This window comes from Parabacteroides sp. HGS0025, from assembly GCF_000969845.1.
Classification (GTDB): domain Bacteria; phylum Bacteroidota; class Bacteroidia; order Bacteroidales; family Tannerellaceae; genus Parabacteroides; species Parabacteroides gordonii.
The window spans coordinates 4,379,942-4,398,081 of the sequence record NZ_KQ033902.1 but is presented as its reverse complement, the minus strand read 5'-3'; the positions used below and the strand labels follow the sequence as shown (position 1 = coordinate 4,398,081).

Here is an 18,140-nt window from a genome sequence, read left to right as displayed (position 1 = left end):
ACTAATTAGATTTAAATTCCTATATAAGTGTGTTCTATCTCTTTTCTTCTGATAAACCGATCACATCGTTGCTACCCGTTCAGACAGAATAGGGCTATAGCTGAGATAATTCTTGTTATTGGCATAAATGAACAACAGGGAACCGCCTTTGATCGTATTAATGATCGGTTTGCTGACCGATTGCGGGAGGGCAGGACAGCCGAAGCTACGGCCCAGCCGACCGGAAGAAGCAATGACGGAAGGATTGGAATAAGCCGCTCCGTGGATAACGATTGCCCGCTCTTTGGCACGGTCGTTGATTCCTTTTTCCAGCCCGTTAAGCACCAGTGAATACCCGTTTTTCCCCTGATAAGTATTTTCAGTCAGGAAAAATCCCAGAGAACTTTTAAGCGAACCGTTCTCGTTGGAGAAAGAAGTCGCGTAATTCCCCCCGCTATTCTTCCCGTGTGAAACCAGTGAGGAGAACAACAGTTTCTTATGTCTCATATCGAACACATAAAAACGTTCTTCCGTGGAAGGTTTGCTGAAATCGACCAGGGTCAGAATCTCTTTATCTTTTTGTGTGATCTTATTATAACCGGCCACAGCCTGCTCGAATGCTGCATAATTGACTACTCCATCCAGCTCCATTTCGACATATAACTGCCGGCAGCTTGAAGTTACGGACGTGCGGGACTCCGGACGACTCATGGAAGAGAAGCTCGCCGGGATGAATAAAAGGAACAGATATAAGAAAACTTTGTGCATGTCTGTGTGAATCAGATCACAAAGGTAAAATATTTAATCGAAAACAAAAACCAGCGTCTCCTCGATCGGTGCCCAGTCGTAAATAAATTTAGCATGTGAAGTGGCATTCCTCACACACATGTGGGAGCGGGGAGTGGTTCCCAGCGACGGGCTGAACTCGATGAGCGTTTTCCTCGGCGCGTTGACCGGTACGCCGTGAATATATCCGCCATTGGTAAAACGGCTGGCGTAAGGAGCAAAACCACCGGTCTCCGTCGTCCCGTCCACCAGATAGATCATCCGGGGTTTCTTTTCCTGGATAACGAAAATGCCGGGAGGGGTTTCCTGGGCATAAGGCGGCCTGTGTAATCCGGTGGTTGCCGGATTCATGCTCCTGACCAGCCATTTATCCCCTATATGTTCGAGGGTGGCTATATTCTGGTTCTTGGTATCGACGAAGATCGCTTTTTTGAATACGACCGTGTCGGCTATAGTTTCGATATATTTGCGGGGCACCATCCATTCTTTTCCGGTATGGACGGAAGCCACTTTTATAAAGTTTGTGTAATCTTCCAGATGTTTAACCAATGCACCGTCGCGGCCATAGAGTTCGGGTACGGCGGTATCGGCCGGGAGATAAAGCGGTACGCCCTGGAAACGTTCCACTCCCAATGAGTCGGCGATCCGTCGGTAGGAGTCGCGGTGATAGTTCCTGACCAGCGGAGCTTCCCCGTTCTTATTCCTGTAATTCTGCAGGATCGACCAGGTGGCCGGTTCCCGTTGGGTAGACTCGAGCCAGGTGAGCCGTTCGCGTATCTTATCCCATTGGAATTCGCGGGTGGTATCTTTATAAGGATAACTGTCGGCCAGTGTATGCTGGTCGTAAAGCAGTTCCTTTTCGATGATGATCTCTTTGGGAGCCGCTTCGACTTCTTCCACCACTTCGGTGACAGTCGAGTCCGGCACCGATAGTTCATCCGGCACCGGCTTGTCCGTCTTCATCGTACAATAGCTGAGGCTAAGGGCGACAAGACAAAATACCGGAAATATAACAGCTCTTTTCATGCTTGGTTTCTTTTTAGGGTGAATATACATTTTATTATTGACATATCCACCGGTTTATCAGGAAAAGAGGTTATCCCATCCGGAATAACCTCTCCACTTTTTACTCTGCTAACATAAATGAGACATCTGTCCCATCAATCATATTTAATAACGCTTACCGGACAGCTTTCGGCCGCTTCCTTGATTCCTTCTTCGTAATCGTTAAAGTCTACGCCCTCATTCACGTGGGAACGGTCGGTTACGTGAAAAACTTCCGGGCAGATGCCTTCGCAAGTACCGCAGGCGATACAGTCTTCTTCTATCCAAACACTTTTAATTGCCATAGTTGTATACATTAAAGATGATTTATACAAGTATAACAAATCAAGGGGTAAAATGGTTGATGTAAATAAGACACGAAATCATCTTCGTTTAAAACTAATTTAACGCTTAAGGAGCTATGAATTAAAATTATTTGATTACGTTTACAGCAATAAAATCTTTGATTAACTATTCATAAACTAAAAACAACATGGATAACGCTATTTTTAGATTTCCTAAGCCTATTAATGAACCGGTAAAATCGTATGCTCCCGGATCAAGTGAAAAAGCAGCATTAAAAAGCACGTTAGCTCAATTATCGAATGAAGAATGGGATATTCCATTGATCATCGGAGGAAAAGAAATCCGTACAGGTAATACCGGAAAAGTTGTTATGCCGCATGATCATCATCATGTACTGGCCACTTATCATAAAGCCGGAGAAAAAGAAGTGCAAATGGCTATCGACGCCGCCATGAAAGCGCATAAGGAATGGTCGGAACTTCCCTGGGTAGAACGTGCTTCGGTAATGTTGCGGGTGGCAGAACTCTTCGCTACTAAATACCGTTATCTGTTGAATGCGTCCGTGATGCTGGGACAGAGCAAGAACCCCTATCAGGCGGAGATCGATGCTCCTTGTGAACTGATCGACTTCCTGCGTTTCAGTACATTCTATGCAAGCCAGGTATATGCAGACCAGCCTTATTCCGAAACAGGTATCCTGAACCGTATGGAATACCGTGCTTTGGAAGGTTTCGTTTTCTCATTGACTCCGTTCAACTTCACCTCGATTGCCAGCAACCTGAATATGGGGCCGGCCATGATGGGTAACGTTGCGGTATGGAAACCGTCTACAACGGCTATCCATTCAAACTATTTGCTGATGAAAGTATTCCAGGAAGCCGGACTTCCGGATGGTGTCGTAAACTTTATCCCGGGGCAGGGAAGCGTGATCGGTAAGGTTGTTACAGCCAGCCGCGATCTGGCAGGTTTCCACTTCACCGGATCTACCTCTACCTTCAATACGCTATGGCGCCAGATGGGTGAAAACCTGGGACATTATAAATCGTATCCGAAGATCGTAGGCGAAACAGGTGGTAAGAACTTTATCTTCGCCCATCCTTCAGCTCCGGCGGCAGATGTGGCAACAGCCATTGTACGCGGTGCGTTCGAATATCAGGGACAGAAATGTTCTGCCGGTTCGCGTGCCTATATCCCTGCTTCCATGTGGAATGAAGTGAAGGATATGGTGGGTGCCATGCTGAAAGAAATCAAGATGGGTGACGTACAGGACTTCACTAACTTTATAAATGCCGTTATCGACGAGCCGTCGTTCGATAATATCATGGGATATATCAACTATGCTAAACAAGCTCCGGATGCAGAGATCGTATTTGGTGGCAACGGGGATAAGTCGGTAGGTTACTTTATTGAACCGACTGTCATCCAGACAACAAACCCGGCCTTCAAATCGATGGTGGAAGAGATCTTCGGCCCGGTAATCACAATCTATGTATATGAAGACAGCAAGTTTGAAGAAACCCTGGAAATCTGCGATCAGACTTCTCCTTACGGCCTGACCGGTTCGATCTTCTCACGGGATCGCTTTGCTATCGATATGGCTTTCAACAAACTGCGTTATGCAGCCGGTAACTTCTATATCAACGATAAACCGACTGGTGCCGTTATTGCACAGCAACCGTTCGGAGGTTCGAGAGCTTCCGGTACAAACGATAAGGCAGGTGGCCCGTTGAACCTGATCCGCTGGACGAATCCTCGCTGTATCAAAGAGGCTTTAGTCCCACCGACGTCTTACGGTTATCCGTTCTTAGGTGAAAAATAAACACAATAAAACAGTTGGCAATCGGTAGCTTGAAACGTATGTTTCGGAATTGCCGGTTGCTGGCTGTGACCTTTTAAAAATCAGATACTATGTTAGACTTTAATAATACCGAGATTGCTTTTTCTTCTAAATCGCAGTCTGAACTGAAAAACGCTTACTTACTATTCAACACAATCAAATATCCGTGGTTGGTAAAATGTGCCAGTATCGGTAGTAATATCGCTCTGAAGATCCATTTCCCTCTGGCATGGGCTGTTAAGCCGACTTTATACAAGCAATTTGTAGGAGGTGAAACATTGCAGGACTGCACCAAAGCTATCAACCATCTCCGCCAGTTCAATGTGCTCTCTACCCTCGACTTCTCTGCCGAAGGCGAACAAACTCCCGAAGGCATCCAGGCTACATTCGAAGAAACAATGCGGTCGATCGATTTTGCCAAAGGCAACGACAATCTGGCTTATGCCGTATTCAAGCCTTCTACTATTACGACCGATGAACTGCTTGCCAAAGCTTCAGAGAAACGCAGTGAGCTGACCATAGAAGAAGTAAAGGCTTTCCGTGAATTTAAAGAACGCTTCATGGCTTTCTGCCAGCGTGCTTACGATAACGATGTCCGTCTGATTGTGGATGCCGAAGATTACTGTTTTCAGGATGCTTTGGACGAACTGACAGACGAGGCGATGCGTAAATACAATAAAAAACGTGCGATCGTATTTGCAACTTTGCAGATGTATCGGCACGACCGTATGCCTTATTTGCGTCGTATTCTGGATGATGCTAAAGAAAAGGGATATATCGCCGGTGTGAAGTTTGTGCGTGGTGCTTATATGGAAGCAGAGCGTGCGCGTGCTGCGGCTTTGGGTTATCCCGATCCGATCTGCAAGGATAAAAAGGCCACTGACGATAATTACGACGAAGCTGTCCGTTTCACGATGGATCATCTGGAACATTTCGAGATGTTTATGGGAACGCACAACGAGGAAAGTAACTATAAGTTGGCCCGCCTGATGGACGAAAAAGGCATTAAACGGAATGATTCCCGTATCTTCTTTGCCCAGTTGCTGGGGATGAGCGATAATATCTCATTCAATCTGGCTAATGAAGGATATAATGTAACCAAGTATGTCCCTTATGCTCCGGTAAGAGACGTATTGCCTTACCTGATCCGCCGTGCCGAAGAAAATACTTCGGTAGCAGGACAAACCAGCCGCGAACTGAAAATGTTGCAGGCCGAACTGAACCGGCGTAAGAAGGTGAATCGATAAACACTCACAGAATGTTTTCGGTATTTTGTTTGCCATTTGCAATATGCCGATGCAATGTGTTGTTAAACAATTATATATGCTATTGCAAATACTTTTTTTGTTTGCAATGTTATTTGTCATTTGCCATAATCAACCGTAAGAGGGATGATGGCAAATGGCAAATAGTATGGCAAATAGAATAGTTATTTGCCATGTCTTATTGTGCTTATTGATAGGATGTTATAGAAGTATATTGCAAATGGCAAATAAATACTGAAAACATTGTGTATAAAAGATGTTTTATCATGTATCACTTCTGAAACTATTGCTCCCTTCCGGTCTAAGTAAATCAAACCCTATAATAAACTAATTGTTAACTCCTTACTTAGTATAACTACCCTGTACAGGATAATCGATTATCCTGTACACCCTGATGGATTATCCTGTACACCTTGGCTGGCTATCCTGTACACCTTGGCAATAAGAAGTCCTTACATTTCAATTAGTTAGTAGGGAGGAATGAATTAGTTTCCCGGCTTCTGCCGGTTAGTAAGTCGGTATTCCAAATTCGATCCGTTGGTCATGCTCCACGTAGTTGCCGCAGGTGTAACTACCGTAAAAGAATAATCATTCGGATTTGCATTTATCATAGCATACAAAAGTATGGAAAAAAGGAATAAAACCCGTACATTTGCTGCAAAATATATAAAGCTTTTAAATCGAAAACAAAAGATGAACAAACTTATTGCAGCCGGCTTTTTGCTGGCTTGTGCGTTTTCTGTGACTAATGCCGAAGCACAAGAGGAGGAAGAATATGTATTCACTCCGGTAAAAGAATTGAAAATTACTCCTGTAAAGAACCAGAACCGTACCGGCACCTGTTGGTCTTTCTCTGCGATCGGCTTTCTGGAGTCTGAGTTGCTACGTATGGGGAAAGGCGAATATGACTTGTCTGAAATGTTTGTGGTAAACCATTCTTATAAGGACAAGGCCGATAAGTTTGTCCGTTTGCATGGCTGTTTGAATTTTGGGCAAGGGGGTTCTTCCGGCGATGTGCTGTATGCAGTCGAGCATTACGGTATCGTTCCTGAGTCGGTAATGACCGGGTTGCAGTATGGTGAAGACCAGCACGTACATGGCGAACTGGAAGGGCTGGCACTCTCTTATGTAAATACCGTGATTAAAAATCCGAACGGGAAGCTATCTACAGCCTGGAAGAAAGGGTTGGATGGTATCGTAGATGCCTACCTGGGGGAAATACCGGAGAAGTTCACTTATAACGGAAAAGAATATACTCCAAAGAGTTTCAGAGATGAACTGGGGCTGAATATGGACGACTATGTTTCTTTGACATCTTATACACATCATCCTTTCTATACAGCGTTTCCTCTTGAACTGGAAGATAACTGGCGCTGGGAGTCAGCCTATAACCTGCCTTTGGATGAACTGATGCAAGTAATAGATAACGCGATCAATACCGGTTACACGATTGTATGGGGCTCTGACGTCAGTGAAAAAGGGTTTACCCGTAACGGTATTGCCGTCGCTGCTGATGTGGCTTCTATCGAGACTGCCGGCTCGGATCAGGACAAATGGGTCGGTCTGAGCAAATCGGAAAAAGAGGAGGAGATCAAGAAGATGATCGGGAAGCCGGGATGTAAGGAGCTGACCATTACTCAGGAAATGCGTCAGAAAGAGTATGATAACTATCAGACAACGGACGATCACGGAATGCAGATCTACGGTATCGCAAAAGATCAGAATGGTAAAAAGTTCTATATGGTAAAGAATTCCTGGGGAACTGATAACAAATATAAAGGTACATGGTATGTATCAGAACCGTTTGTGGCTTATAAGACACTGGATATTGTCGTTCACAAAGACGCCCTTCCCAAAGCGATCAAGACAAAAATAGGTATTAAATAATATAGAGAATAAAAAGGACGCTGTTGAAGGCGTCCTTTTTTATTTTTATTTACTGGCTTTCAATCCTCTGATGACAGAAGAGGTGAAACCGGATAGTTCCATTTCATTCAGTCCTTTGATTGTGATACCGCCGGGAGTGGTAACCTTGTCGATTTCCATTTCCGGATTGCTTTTGTTTTCCAGTAACAGGTCGGTAGCCCCTTTTACGGTGTGGACAACGATTTCCTGTGCCTGCTTCGGATAGAAACCCAATTCGACACCGCCTTCAATAGCAGCACGGATATAACGAAGGGCGAAAGCGATACCGCTGGAAGCCAGTGCAGTACCGGCACCCATCAGGCGTTCTTCTACCAACATCGCATTACCAAGCTCATTGAATATATTTATTATCAGTTCGGATTGCTCCGGTGTCGCGTTATGGGCGGAGACGAAAGTCATACTGCTCAATACCTCGATAGCGGTGTTGGGCATAATACGGAAAAGAGCCGGAGTAACCCAGTCTTCATAACTGGTGTTTTTAGTGAGATACGAATTCAGCGTATCGAAGGTGATGCCGGCAGCTACCGAAACGATCACTTGTTTGTCGTAATCGAGAACTCCCTTTATCTGGTCGATGATCTCTTCCACCCGCCAGGGTTTTACTGCAATGACGATAATGTCTGCTCCTTTTACTGCTTCTATGTTGTTGAGCGACAACACAAAGTCAGGGTTGGCCGCTTTCATTTTATCCAATGTGGCTTGCGACTGTGCCGTACAGGTTATGTCCGATGCTTTGAACATATTTCCTTTTGCCAGTCCCTTGGCAATGGCACCGCCGATACTTCCGGCTCCGATAATCGTAATTTTCATGTCTCCGTTAATTTTTTATTGTAAAATCGTAAGATGCAAAAGTATGGAAAAAAGGAATAAAACCCGTACATTTGTCACAAAATGTATAATTGCTAATAAAATCGAAAACAAAAGATGAAGAAACTTATTGTTGCCAGTCTGATGCTGGCTTGTATGCTTTCTACTTCAGTAGGAGCACAGGAAACGGAAGAATATGTGTTTACTCCCGTGAAAGAGTTGAAAATTACTCCGGTTAAGAATCAGAACCGTACAGGAACATGCTGGTCTTTTTCCGGTATCGGTTTCCTTGAAGCTGAATTGCTGCGTATGGGAAAAGGGGAGTTCGACCTTTCGGAAATGTTTGTCGTAAGTCATTCCTATAAAGATAAGGCAGACAAATTTGTGCGCCTGCATGGTTGCCTGAACTTTGCACAGGGTGGATCGTTCGGTGATGTGCTGTATGCTACCAAACATTACGGTGCGGTTCCCGAATCGGTAATGAACGGATTGCAGTATGGTGAAAGCCAGCATGTACACGGCGAGCTGGAAAGCCTGGCTATCTCTTATGTAAACACAATTATCAAGAACCCGAACGGTAAGTTATCTCCTGTCTGGAAGAAAGGTTTTGATGGAATTATCGACTCATACCTGGGTGCAGTTCCCGAAAAGTTCACTTACAACGGAAAAGAATATACTCCGGAAAGTTTCGGAAAAGAACTGGGCTTGAATATCGACGATTATATCTCTCTTACTTCTTATACACACCAGCCTTTCTACACTGCATTCCCTATCGAAGTGCAGGATAACTGGCGTTGGGATCTTTCATACAACCTTCCGTTGGATGAACTGATGCAGGTGATGGATAATGCGATCAATACCGGTTATTCTATCGCATGGGCTTCCGATGTAAGTGAAAAAGGATTTACACGTAACGGTATAGCGATTGCCGCCGATGTTACTTCTATTGAAACATCCGGTTCGGATCAGGACAAATGGGTCGGCTTGAGCAAGACTGAAAAGGATGCTGAAATCCGTAAGATGATCGAAAAACCGGGTTGCAAGGAACTGACTGTTACCCAGGAAATGCGTCAGAAGGATTATGACAATTATCAGACTACCGACGACCACGGTATGTTGATCTACGGTATCGCAAAAGACCAGAATGGTAAAAAGTTCTACATGGTAAAAAACTCATGGGGAACTGACAACAAATATAAAGGAACATGGTATGCTTCTGAACCGTTCGTAGCTTACAAGACTATGACTATCGTTGTTCACAAAGATGCACTGCCTAAAGCGATCAAAGCGAAGTTGGGCTTGAAATAATTCAATCTCGGAAGATAAAACAAAAAGAGGCGTTCCCCGGTAGGAGTTGGGGCGCCTCTTTTCTATTTATACAAAGATGTGCTTCTTTATGGAACCAGTATCAGGGTGTAATTAAGATCTGATGCTGCTTTCTGTAAATCCTGGTTCAGCAAGGTCAGGCTGTCGCCTTCTGCCTGGAAGTAAAATTCCATGCTGCCGTCGCTTGGGATCAATTCGTAAACAACCGCTTCCGCATCGACCGGAGTACCTTTTTTCACTTTGCGTTTACCGGTAGAGGAGAAAGTCTTATCCTGTCCGTTCTCAGCTTCCAGGTAGGTGGCATCCATTTCATAAACGCCGTCGTCGCTGTCCTGCTGATAGAATAAAGTCAGGTCATAAACAATGCCTGGGCCGTCTGCTGCAGGGAATGTGCCTTTATATTTTTTCTGAATGACAGAACCCTTTTTAGGATCGACCTTCAGCGAGTCGCGCATATTCACAGGCTTGCTCGTTTTCCCCGTTACTTCAGGTAAAGCCGGTGCATCGGGCACTGCTTCTGCTACTGCGACACTTTCTTCTTCTATTAAAGCGGGTTCGGCTGTTTTCTTCCCACTACATGCAGCTAGTAAAGCCAGAGCTGCTACTGCGATAAAATACTTTTTCATTATTCTGCATTTTTATTTATTAGTGACTTTGCCGATATAACAAAAGTCCCCCTGCATTTTGTTTTGCAGGAGGACTTTTTTAACTATATAACAGGCTGTTTCTTACTTTTTATCCGGCTCGTCCGGCTTTTGCAGATATTCGGAAGGGATGGTGGTCGCACTTCCGTCGCGTCCGGCAAAATAATGAGGCGACATGATCTCTATACCGGCCTCGTTGAACGTGTCCTGTATGTTCTGGTGCAGGTCTGAATAGATCTGCGATAACTGGTCGGCCTCTTTTATATATGCGTTGATCTGGTAGCAGGGGTAATAATCCTGTAGTTCCGTTTCCAGCACGAAAGGCTTCGGATGCGGCAAAACGCCCGGCGTTGAACGGGCTGCATCGATCAGCAGCTGATGAACCTGCCGCCAGGGAATATCGTAACCGATACTGACTGTCGAGTGGATGATCAGGCCGAACTGCCGGGCGGAAGCACTGTAGTTGACCGTATGTGACGACATGATGAAAGAGTTCGGGATCGTAACCACTTCATTCTTGGGCGTACGGATACGGGTCACGAACGGCGTTTTCTCGATCACGTTACCGGTTGTCTCGTTCAATTTGATGCGGTCGCCGAGTTTGAACGGACGCATATAGGTAATGACCAGCCCTGCAATGATATTACCGATCACCGTACTCGATCCCAGCGATACGATCAGTCCGACAAAGACCGATATACCCTGGAATACACCGGAGTCGGAGCCCGGCAGATAAGGATAGATCATTGCGATCATAAAAGCATACAGCAGGAAACGTATGATATTGAAGGAAGGTTGCGCCCAGTCCGGATAGAACCCGGTGATCTTCAGCTTCTCACTCTCTATTTCGTTCGCTATGTATTGGATACCTTTGATGATATATTTTACACAGTAGTAGATGACAATGATAATGAATAGATTGGGGATATATTCAATAACCGATTTAAGAACCATTTTGATCGGTTCAATAATATAAGTGAATAACTTCATTGCCAGGTTCTCCGTCTGCGGGAATATGGCAAACAGCATCGGGACACTGAACATAAGTTGTATCAGCAGTACGATATAACGCAGGATATTATTCAGGAATATAAGTATCCTACCTTGCCGGTGGGTATTCAGGAATTCATAATCGCGTATGGTGATGGAATGGAGCTTGTTCTGTTTCAGCCAGATGATCTTTCGGCGTAGCTTTTTGAACAGATAGTTCGTCAGCTTGAAGAACAGATACTGGACAACCAGTACCAGCACGAATAACGCCACCCGTTTGACAACCTGAAGCAAGCCGTGTTCTTTTTTCAGCGATACGATCTTATCGTTGACAACGGACTGGTATTTTTTAGCCAGGACTTCCCTTTCCGTATTTAACCAAAGGGCGTCCTGGTCTGTGACACTCAGTATCACTTTTTCCCCATACATGATATCGGTCTGGTATTCGCTGTTGAATATATGTACGGAGTCTGTTTTCAGGCTGAGGTCTTTACCGATTTTCAGGATCATGTTAACCGCGTTCTCCGCCCGGTCGTAGGCAGATACACCGCCTCTTTTGGCATAGAAAGTGAGAAGGGTGTCGCTGTCGATGATAAGCGGTACGCCGGGAGTCAGCGTCCGCAGCGAGTCGATGCTGCGGCGTTGTTCTTCCCTCTTAAGCGAGTCGGTAGTTATGTGCATATTCAGCGCATCGTTCAGTTCGGTTCGCAGCATTATCTCGTTCAGTTTCATTTCCTGCAACTGAAGTTCGAGTTCCTGCATCCGGATGGAATCCTGCCGCCGTTTTTCTTCGAAAGCCGCCGACGAGTCGACGACTGCTTCGTTCGTTTTGTTCTCTGTAATAACAGCATTCAGTAATCCTTCCGCCTTTTCCCGTATCTGTGACGTAGCCCGGGACGGCATAAGGAATATCGCCGACAATACGGCAATGCATAACATCAAACGTTTCATTGTGTTTTTACTCTAAGCTTTAATTATATGTATTTATTTGCCGCCGGCCGGTAAATGTTTCAACCAGTAGTCGGCCATGCTCTTCCGCAGATGCAATGTCGTTCCTTCGCGTTCGTAGATACCGTGGCTGCGCATCGGGTAACTGATCTGGCTGAAGATCTTTCCGTGTTTCACCAGTTCGTTTACCAGCATTTCGCAGTTCTGGTAATGTACGTTGTCGTCTCCGGTTCCATGTATCAGCAATAAGTTTCCTTTCAATCCTTCGGTATAGGAAATAGGAGAGCCCTTGCGGTAACCTTCCGGATTGTTTTGAGGGGTATTCATGTAACGTTCCTGATAGATCGTATCGTATAAGCGTTGGTCGGCAACGAATGCGATGGCGATACCCGTATGGAATATTTCCGGATACCGGAACATGCAGTTCAATGTCTGGCTACCGCCGCCGCTCCATCCGGTGATGCCGATACGGGTCGGGTCGATGAACGAAAATTGTTTGGCGAGATCCTGTATGCCCCGTGCCTGGTCTTCGGAAGCAAATGTCCCGACCTCTCCGTAGATGCATTTGCGCCATTCGCGTCCGCGCGGTGCATTGGCTCCCCGGTTTTCGATGCTGACGTAGATATATCCCTGGTTGACCATATACTGTGTCCACAGGTCGCCGCCGCCCCATACATCCTGTACGGTCGATCCGGCCGGTTCACCGTAAACCTCGATGATTACCGGATATTTCTTTGACGGGTCGAAGCCGATAGGCTTAATCATGCAAACGTCGAGTTCCAGATCGCCGGATTTCGCTTTGACGAACTCTTTCGGGTTCAGACCCAGCGCGTTGTATTGTTCTTTGGCTTTCGCATTGTCTTCAATCATGCGTACGGATTGGTTTTTCGGGAATGATACCATGTCGATGATAGGTGGTGTTACCGAGTTGCTATACGTATGTACGGCCCATTTGCCGGTGGGTGACATATTATAACGGTGCTGTCCGGGTTGGCTTTCCGGGCTGAGGCGTTTTACTTCCCCTTTCCCGAACAGGTTGGCACTGTACAGGTAGCGTTGTGTGTAATTGTCGGGCGAAGCGATGAAATAAACCAATCCTTTCTGAAGATCGCTGCCTACCGGTTCGATATAATCGAAGTCTCCCTGGGTAACAGGTACGATCTCCTTACCGTCGCGGCTGATGCGGTACAGATGGCGCCATCCGCTGCGTTCGCTTTCCCAGGTGAAATACCGGTTGTTTTTCAGCCACAGGATATTGTCGTTCGTGTCGAGCCAGGCGGCATCCTTATCTGTAAAGATATTTTCGGGTGTGGCGCTGCCTATCCGGGCAATCCATACCTTGTTGGTATTCTGTTCCCGGTTCAGTTGCTGGATGAACAGTTCGTTGCTTTCCGGGATAAACTCCATACGTGGAATATAGTTGTTACGAGCATCCCCCGGAATATTGATCCAAGTGGTTGTCCCTCCTTCGGCCGGAACGTAACCCACTTTTACGGCCGAGTTGCTGGTACCTGCCTTGGGGTAGGGGAAATGCAGGATGGATGCATAGATCGAGTCGACATTGTTGATGATGTCGAATACGCCGGTTCCTTTCGTGTCGCTTTGCCAGTAGGCGATATATTTACCGTCCGGGCTCCAGCGGAAACCGTCGCGGCAACTGAATTCTTCTTCGTATACCCAGTCGAACGTCCCGTTTACGATCGTTTGGCTTCCATCATCCGTCAGCCGGGTTATTTTGCCGGTGTTTATATCTTCCACATAAATGTTATTGTTGGAGACATAAGCAACCCTTGTCCCGTCGGGCGAGAACTTGGCAAACATCATGGATGATTCGGGCAGGCCTTTTCCCAATTGGCGCAGGTTGCCGTCATGCAGGGAAAGCACCCAGTAATCGCCACGGGTATCATAACGCCATACACGTTTCGTATTATTGAAGATCAATACTTTATCATTGTCATTACTCCACGATAATCTTCCCATGCCGATCTTCTTGCCGGTCGATTTATCTGTAAACATACTAGAGGGGGATAATCACTTCACGGGCATTGTCTTTGGCACGGTAGGCTACGACATCCATTCCTCCTTCTTCTTTGTTTTGTTCCAGACGGCTGTAGCGCTCCCCGTCTTTCAACCAGTTCATGGCGCCTACGCCTTTGGTCTGAATAAGTTTTCCACTAAGTACATCTTCCAGCTCAAGTGTTTTTTGAGCGCTACACAAACTGCTGCAACAAATAGTAATAGCGGCGGTAACAAATAGTTTATTTAGTTTCATTTGTATTAATTGTGTTTGTTTCTGTATTTGCAAATTACGTAAAGTTCTTTGAGATAACAAAGCGGAACTCTTTATTATTATCTTTGTGGCTTCAAAAGAATTTAATAATAAAATAAAATCGAAGAATGAGATCAATTTATGCAGTCGCATGTTCTGCGATGGTGATGTTGAGTGCGTTTACCGCTTGTGATAATAGCAATGATAGTTTTGAATATTCTCCGGAACAGTTAGCTTATTTTGAAAAGAATCGTGAGTATATCCGTGAAAAGAAAAAGGAAAAAGATGCTAATGGAGAGTTGGTTTATCAGGAATTGGTGAAGTATGGAGATACAACTTTGTACCGGGTAATTGACAGTAAGGGAAGTGGTGATTATCCGTTGGGTGACAGAGTGTTGAAATTTCGTTTGGAAGGCCATTTGATCGATGGGACAAACTTTCAGAAAAATGATACAATGAGATTTGCAGCCAATAACTTGATATATGGTTTGCGTGGAGTTGTTCTTGAAACTGCAGTTGGTGATTCTGTAGAAGCTATTATGCCAGCATCTTTAGCTTATGGATATCAGGATTACGGTTCGGTAGTTGCTGGTTCAACATTAATATTCAGATATAGAGCTGAGAATATACAGTAAAAAATATTATAACAGAAAAAGGCCACCTTCGAAATATCCGTTGGTGGCCTTTTTTATAATAAAGAACTAATTAAGCATTAAGTACTTTTTTGAAACGGGCAAGGAATTCTTTAGCCTCGTCCATTGTCAGGCACAGCGGGGGAAGCAGACGAATCGTGTTCGTTCCGGCAACACCTGTAAATACCTTTTCTTCAAACAACAGTTTGCTGCGTACTTCCTTGATCGACTCTTCAAATTCGATACCGATCATCAGCCCACGGCCACGGATCTCTTTGATACCCGGCAATTTGTGTAATTCTTCGATCAGGAATTCGCCAACCTTAGCGGCATTCTCGATCAGATTCTCATTCTCCATAATGTCCAATACGGCGATAGCTGCCGCACAAGCCAGGTGGTTACCACCGAAAGTAGTACCCAGCATGCCATAAACAGGCTTGAACATCGGGCTGATCAACAAACCGCTCATCGGGAAACCGTTACCGATACCTTTGGCAACAGTGATCAGATCCGGTTTGATATCCGCATACTGGTGGGCGAAGAATTTACCGCTACGTCCGTAACCGGATTGTATCTCGTCCAGGATCAGGCAAGCCTCGTATTTGCTACACAGGTCGCGCAGTTCCTTCATAAAGTTATCTGTCGGAAGCTGGATTCCGCCAACACCCTGGATACCTTCAATGATAACAGAAGAAACATCCCCTTTTTGCAGTTCCGCTTCAACAGCTGCCGCATCGTTCAACGGAAGATAAGTAACGGCCAGGTCTTCATTTACCGGAGCAATGATCTTCGGATTATCCGTTACGCGAACCGCTGCGGAAGTACGTCCGTGGAAAGCATGCTTGAAAGCGATCACCCGCTTTTTACCGTTATGGAATGAAGCCAGCTTCAAGGCATTTTCATTCGCTTCCGCTCCTGAGTTGATCAGGAAAAGGGAATAATCGTCGTAACCGGAAGCTTTTCCCAGTTTGTCGGCCAGCTTTTGTTGCAGGCTGTTGATTACCGAATTGGAATAGAATCCCAGTTTGTTAACCTGTTCGGTGATAGCGGCTACATAAGTAGGATGGCTATGGCCGACGGAAATAACGGCATGTCCGCCGTACAGGTCGAGATATTCAATCCCTTCGGCATCCCATACATGGCATCCTTTTCCTTTTACGATCTCTATATTAAATAAAGGATATACGTCGAATAGTTTCATAATCTTGTTGTTTAAAAAGCTGACGGTTTGAGATGTAATCCAACAGTCTCTTCCAGACCGAACAGCAGGTTCATATTATGCACAGCCTGACCGCTGGCTCCTTTCAACAAGTTGTCGATCATAGATACGACCAGCAATTTGTTATCATATTTCTGTAGATACAGGAGACACTTGTTCGTATTTACCACCTGTTTCAGATCCGGATTCTTGTCTGTAATGAAGGTGAAAGAATGATCGTCGTAATACTCTTCGTAGATACGTTTGATCTCTTCCAGGCTTACTTTACAGTCTACATACGTCGTGGCAAAAATACCACGGGAGAAATTACCCCTTACCGGTATGAAGTTGATATTGCTTTCGAAGCTATTCTGCAACTGGCGCAGGCTCTGTCCGATCTCTGCCAGATGCTGGTGTGTGAACGGTTTATAGATCGAAATGTTATCGTTTCGCCAGCTGAAATGAGAAGTCGACGAAGGCTTAACACCGGCTCCTGTCGATCCGGTGATCGCATTTACGTGCAACTCTGAATTCAGCATCAGGTGTTTAGCCAGCGGCAAAACGGCTAACTGGATACAAGTGGCAAAACAACCGGGGTTTGCAATGTGTCGGGAGTTGCAGATACGTCGTCGGTTCAGTTCGGGCAAGCCGTAAACGAAATCGTGTTCGTCGCTTTCGATACGGTAATCCATGCTGAGGTCGATGATCCTGACGTTTTCCGGAACGGTATGGCTCTCCATGAATTTCTTTGTGTCGCCGTGGGCGGTACAGAAGAAAAGGAGGTCGATGCTTTCCAGAGGAAGCTGGTCGGTAAAACGCATGTCGGTTTCACCAAACAGGCCACCATGAACGTCAGTGATCCGGTTTCCGGCGTTACTGGTACTATTCACAAATGTAATCTCGGCGTCCGGGTGATTAAGCAGCAGACGGATCAATTCGCCTGCCGTATATCCCGCACCACCTATAATTCCAATCTTAATCATATTTCTTCGTCCTTATGGTTGTTATAATACACACGCAGCGGTGTGGAAGTTACTTTGATAAAGCCTTTTGCATCTTCTGCCGTCCAGCCTTTCTGCATTTCACCGTATTCACCGAATTTAGTCTTCACCAGGTCGTCTTTCGATTCTACACCGACGGTGGAGAAAGAAAGCGGGCGAAGTTCGAGGATAGCCGTTCCGTTCACGTTACGCTGTGATTCCTGCAACATGGCTTCGATATCGCGCATTACCGGTTCCAGATACTGGCTTTCGTGCAGGAACATGCCGTACCAGTTGGCTACCTGGTCTTTCCAGTATTGCTGCCATTTGCTCAATGTATATTTTTCAAGGAAACGGTGTGCACCGATGATCAGCATGGGAGCAGCAGCTTCAAAACCTACACGTCCCTTGATACCGATGATCGTATCGCCTACGTGCATGTCGCGGCCGATACCGTAAGCAGCACCGATCTCTTCCACTTTCTGGATCGCTGCGATCTTGTCTTCGAATACTTCACCGTTTACGGCGTGGATTTCACCCTTCTTGAATTCGATGCGCAGTTCTTCGCTACCGGTCTTTTCCACCTGTTTCAGGTAAGCGCTTTCAGGTAAGCCCTGTGCTGAGTCGAGGATTTCGCCACCACAGATGGAAGTTCCCCAAAGACCTACGTTATAAGAATATTTCAGTTTGGTAAAGTCAGCAACGAAACCGTTTTCTTTCAGGTAATTGATTTCGTAGTCGCGTGTCAGTGCCATGTCACGTGTCAGGGTGATGATCTCTACATTGGGAGCCAGCACCATGAATGTCATGTCGAAACGGATCTGGTCGTTACCGGCACCTGTCGAGCCGTGAGCGATTGCGTCTGCACCGATCTCGTTGGCATAACGGGCGATAGCCAAAGCCTGGAAAATACGTTCCGAGCTAACGGAGATAGGGTACGTACCGTTACGCAGCACATTACCGAACACCATATATTTCAGACTCTTTTCGTAATATTCTTCTGTTACGTCGATAGTAACATATTTAGTTGCGCCCAGTTTATAGGCGTTTTCTTCATTCTGTTTAAGCTGTTCTTCGCTGAAGCCACCAGTATTGGCACAAGCTGCATATACTTCGTAGCCCTTTTCTTTGGCAAGGTACATTACGGTAAAAGAGGTATCCAAACCCCCGCTGAATGCTACTACAACTTTCTTTTTCATTGTC

At 45.7% G+C, this 18,140-nt stretch carries 15 protein-coding genes and 1 pseudogene; 5 read left to right on the top strand and 11 right to left on the bottom strand.

Annotated elements, in window-relative coordinates:
• Positions 1-60: 60 nt before the first annotated feature.
• The 3 genes from HMPREF1212_RS17075 to HMPREF1212_RS17065 all read right to left on the bottom strand — a co-directional run bounded on the left by HMPREF1212_RS17075 (position 61) and on the right by HMPREF1212_RS17065 (position 2,114).
• Complete coding sequence (locus HMPREF1212_RS17075) at positions 61-747, bottom strand: murein L,D-transpeptidase catalytic domain family protein (RefSeq protein WP_046150140.1); 687 nt, start codon at positions 745-747, stop codon at positions 61-63.
• Between the two features lie 33 nt (positions 748-780).
• Positions 781-1,791, bottom strand: a complete 1,011-nt coding sequence (locus HMPREF1212_RS17070; RefSeq protein WP_044192213.1) for a L,D-transpeptidase — start codon at positions 1,789-1,791, stop codon at positions 781-783.
• Positions 1,792-1,925: 134 nt separating this feature from the next.
• Positions 1,926-2,114 (bottom strand): ferredoxin, encoded by a 189-nt coding sequence (locus HMPREF1212_RS17065; RefSeq protein ID WP_028727937.1) that lies wholly within the window; start codon positions 2,112-2,114, stop codon positions 1,926-1,928.
• Positions 2,115-2,302: 188 nt separating this feature from the next.
• Between HMPREF1212_RS17065 and pruA the strand changes: the two genes are divergently transcribed.
• Both pruA and HMPREF1212_RS17055 read left to right on the top strand, forming a co-directional pair.
• On the top strand, positions 2,303-3,934 hold the full coding sequence (gene pruA / locus HMPREF1212_RS17060; protein WP_046150139.1) for an L-glutamate gamma-semialdehyde dehydrogenase: 1,632 nt from the start codon (positions 2,303-2,305) through the stop codon (positions 3,932-3,934).
• 89 nt (positions 3,935-4,023) lie between these two features.
• On the top strand, positions 4,024-5,199 hold the full coding sequence (locus HMPREF1212_RS17055; RefSeq protein ID WP_046150138.1) for a proline dehydrogenase family protein: 1,176 nt from the start codon (positions 4,024-4,026) through the stop codon (positions 5,197-5,199).
• A 503-nt stretch (positions 5,200-5,702) separates the two neighbouring features.
• On the opposite strand, the gene HMPREF1212_RS27495 is transcribed toward HMPREF1212_RS17055, so the two are convergent.
• A complete protein-coding gene (locus HMPREF1212_RS27495; protein WP_255353070.1) occupies positions 5,703-5,828 on the bottom strand; it encodes a hypothetical protein in 126 nt (41 codons plus the stop codon).
• Between the two features lie 82 nt (positions 5,829-5,910).
• On the opposite strand from HMPREF1212_RS27495, the gene HMPREF1212_RS17050 reads away from it, so the two are divergent.
• Positions 5,911-7,104 carry a C1 family peptidase gene (locus HMPREF1212_RS17050; RefSeq protein WP_052725038.1) on the top strand — a complete coding sequence of 398 codons (1,194 nt, stop codon included), beginning with the start codon at positions 5,911-5,913 and terminating at the stop codon, positions 7,102-7,104.
• A gap of 45 nt (positions 7,105-7,149) precedes the next feature.
• Here HMPREF1212_RS17050 and proC read toward each other — a convergent pair whose 3' ends face one another.
• The gene (gene proC / locus HMPREF1212_RS17045; RefSeq protein ID WP_028727933.1) at positions 7,150-7,953 is read right to left on the bottom strand and encodes a pyrroline-5-carboxylate reductase; all 804 of its coding nucleotides are present in this window, start codon (positions 7,951-7,953) and stop codon (positions 7,150-7,152) included.
• 114 nt (positions 7,954-8,067) lie between these two features.
• Between proC and HMPREF1212_RS17040 the strand changes: the two genes are divergently transcribed.
• Positions 8,068-9,258 (top strand): C1 family peptidase, encoded by a 1,191-nt coding sequence (locus HMPREF1212_RS17040; protein WP_028727932.1) that lies wholly within the window; start codon positions 8,068-8,070, stop codon positions 9,256-9,258.
• A gap of 86 nt (positions 9,259-9,344) precedes the next feature.
• Here the strand turns inward: HMPREF1212_RS17040 and HMPREF1212_RS17035 are convergent, their stop codons facing one another.
• From HMPREF1212_RS17035 to HMPREF1212_RS17025, 3 genes and pseudogenes are all read right to left on the bottom strand, one after another.
• Entirely contained in the window at positions 9,345-9,902 is a 558-nt protein-coding gene (locus HMPREF1212_RS17035; protein ID WP_028727931.1) for a copper resistance protein NlpE N-terminal domain-containing protein, read from the bottom strand.
• A 102-nt stretch (positions 9,903-10,004) separates the two neighbouring features.
• Positions 10,005-11,861, bottom strand: a complete 1,857-nt coding sequence (locus tag HMPREF1212_RS17030; RefSeq protein ID WP_046150137.1) for a mechanosensitive ion channel family protein — start codon at positions 11,859-11,861, stop codon at positions 10,005-10,007.
• Positions 11,862-11,894: 33 nt separating this feature from the next.
• Positions 11,895-14,130, bottom strand: a pseudogene (locus tag HMPREF1212_RS17025) (S9 family peptidase).
• A gap of 125 nt (positions 14,131-14,255) precedes the next feature.
• Here HMPREF1212_RS17025 and HMPREF1212_RS17020 point away from each other — a divergent pair.
• The gene (locus HMPREF1212_RS17020) at positions 14,256-14,762 is read left to right on the top strand and encodes an FKBP-type peptidyl-prolyl cis-trans isomerase (RefSeq protein ID WP_046150136.1); all 507 of its coding nucleotides are present in this window, start codon (positions 14,256-14,258) and stop codon (positions 14,760-14,762) included.
• 70 nt (positions 14,763-14,832) lie between these two features.
• Here the strand turns inward: HMPREF1212_RS17020 and HMPREF1212_RS17015 are convergent, their stop codons facing one another.
• The 3 genes from HMPREF1212_RS17015 to HMPREF1212_RS17005 are packed head-to-tail and all read right to left on the bottom strand — an operon-like array spanning position 14,833 to position 18,136.
• Positions 14,833-15,960, bottom strand: a complete 1,128-nt coding sequence (locus tag HMPREF1212_RS17015; protein WP_046150135.1) for an aspartate aminotransferase family protein — start codon at positions 15,958-15,960, stop codon at positions 14,833-14,835.
• A gap of 11 nt (positions 15,961-15,971) precedes the next feature.
• On the bottom strand, positions 15,972-16,940 hold the full coding sequence (argC, locus tag HMPREF1212_RS17010; protein WP_028727926.1) for an N-acetyl-gamma-glutamyl-phosphate reductase: 969 nt from the start codon (positions 16,938-16,940) through the stop codon (positions 15,972-15,974).
• Positions 16,937-18,136 (bottom strand): argininosuccinate synthase, encoded by a 1,200-nt coding sequence (locus tag HMPREF1212_RS17005; RefSeq protein WP_028727925.1) that lies wholly within the window; start codon positions 18,134-18,136, stop codon positions 16,937-16,939. Before HMPREF1212_RS17005 ends, argC begins: the two co-directional genes overlap by 4 nt.
• Positions 18,137-18,140 lie beyond the last annotated feature (4 nt).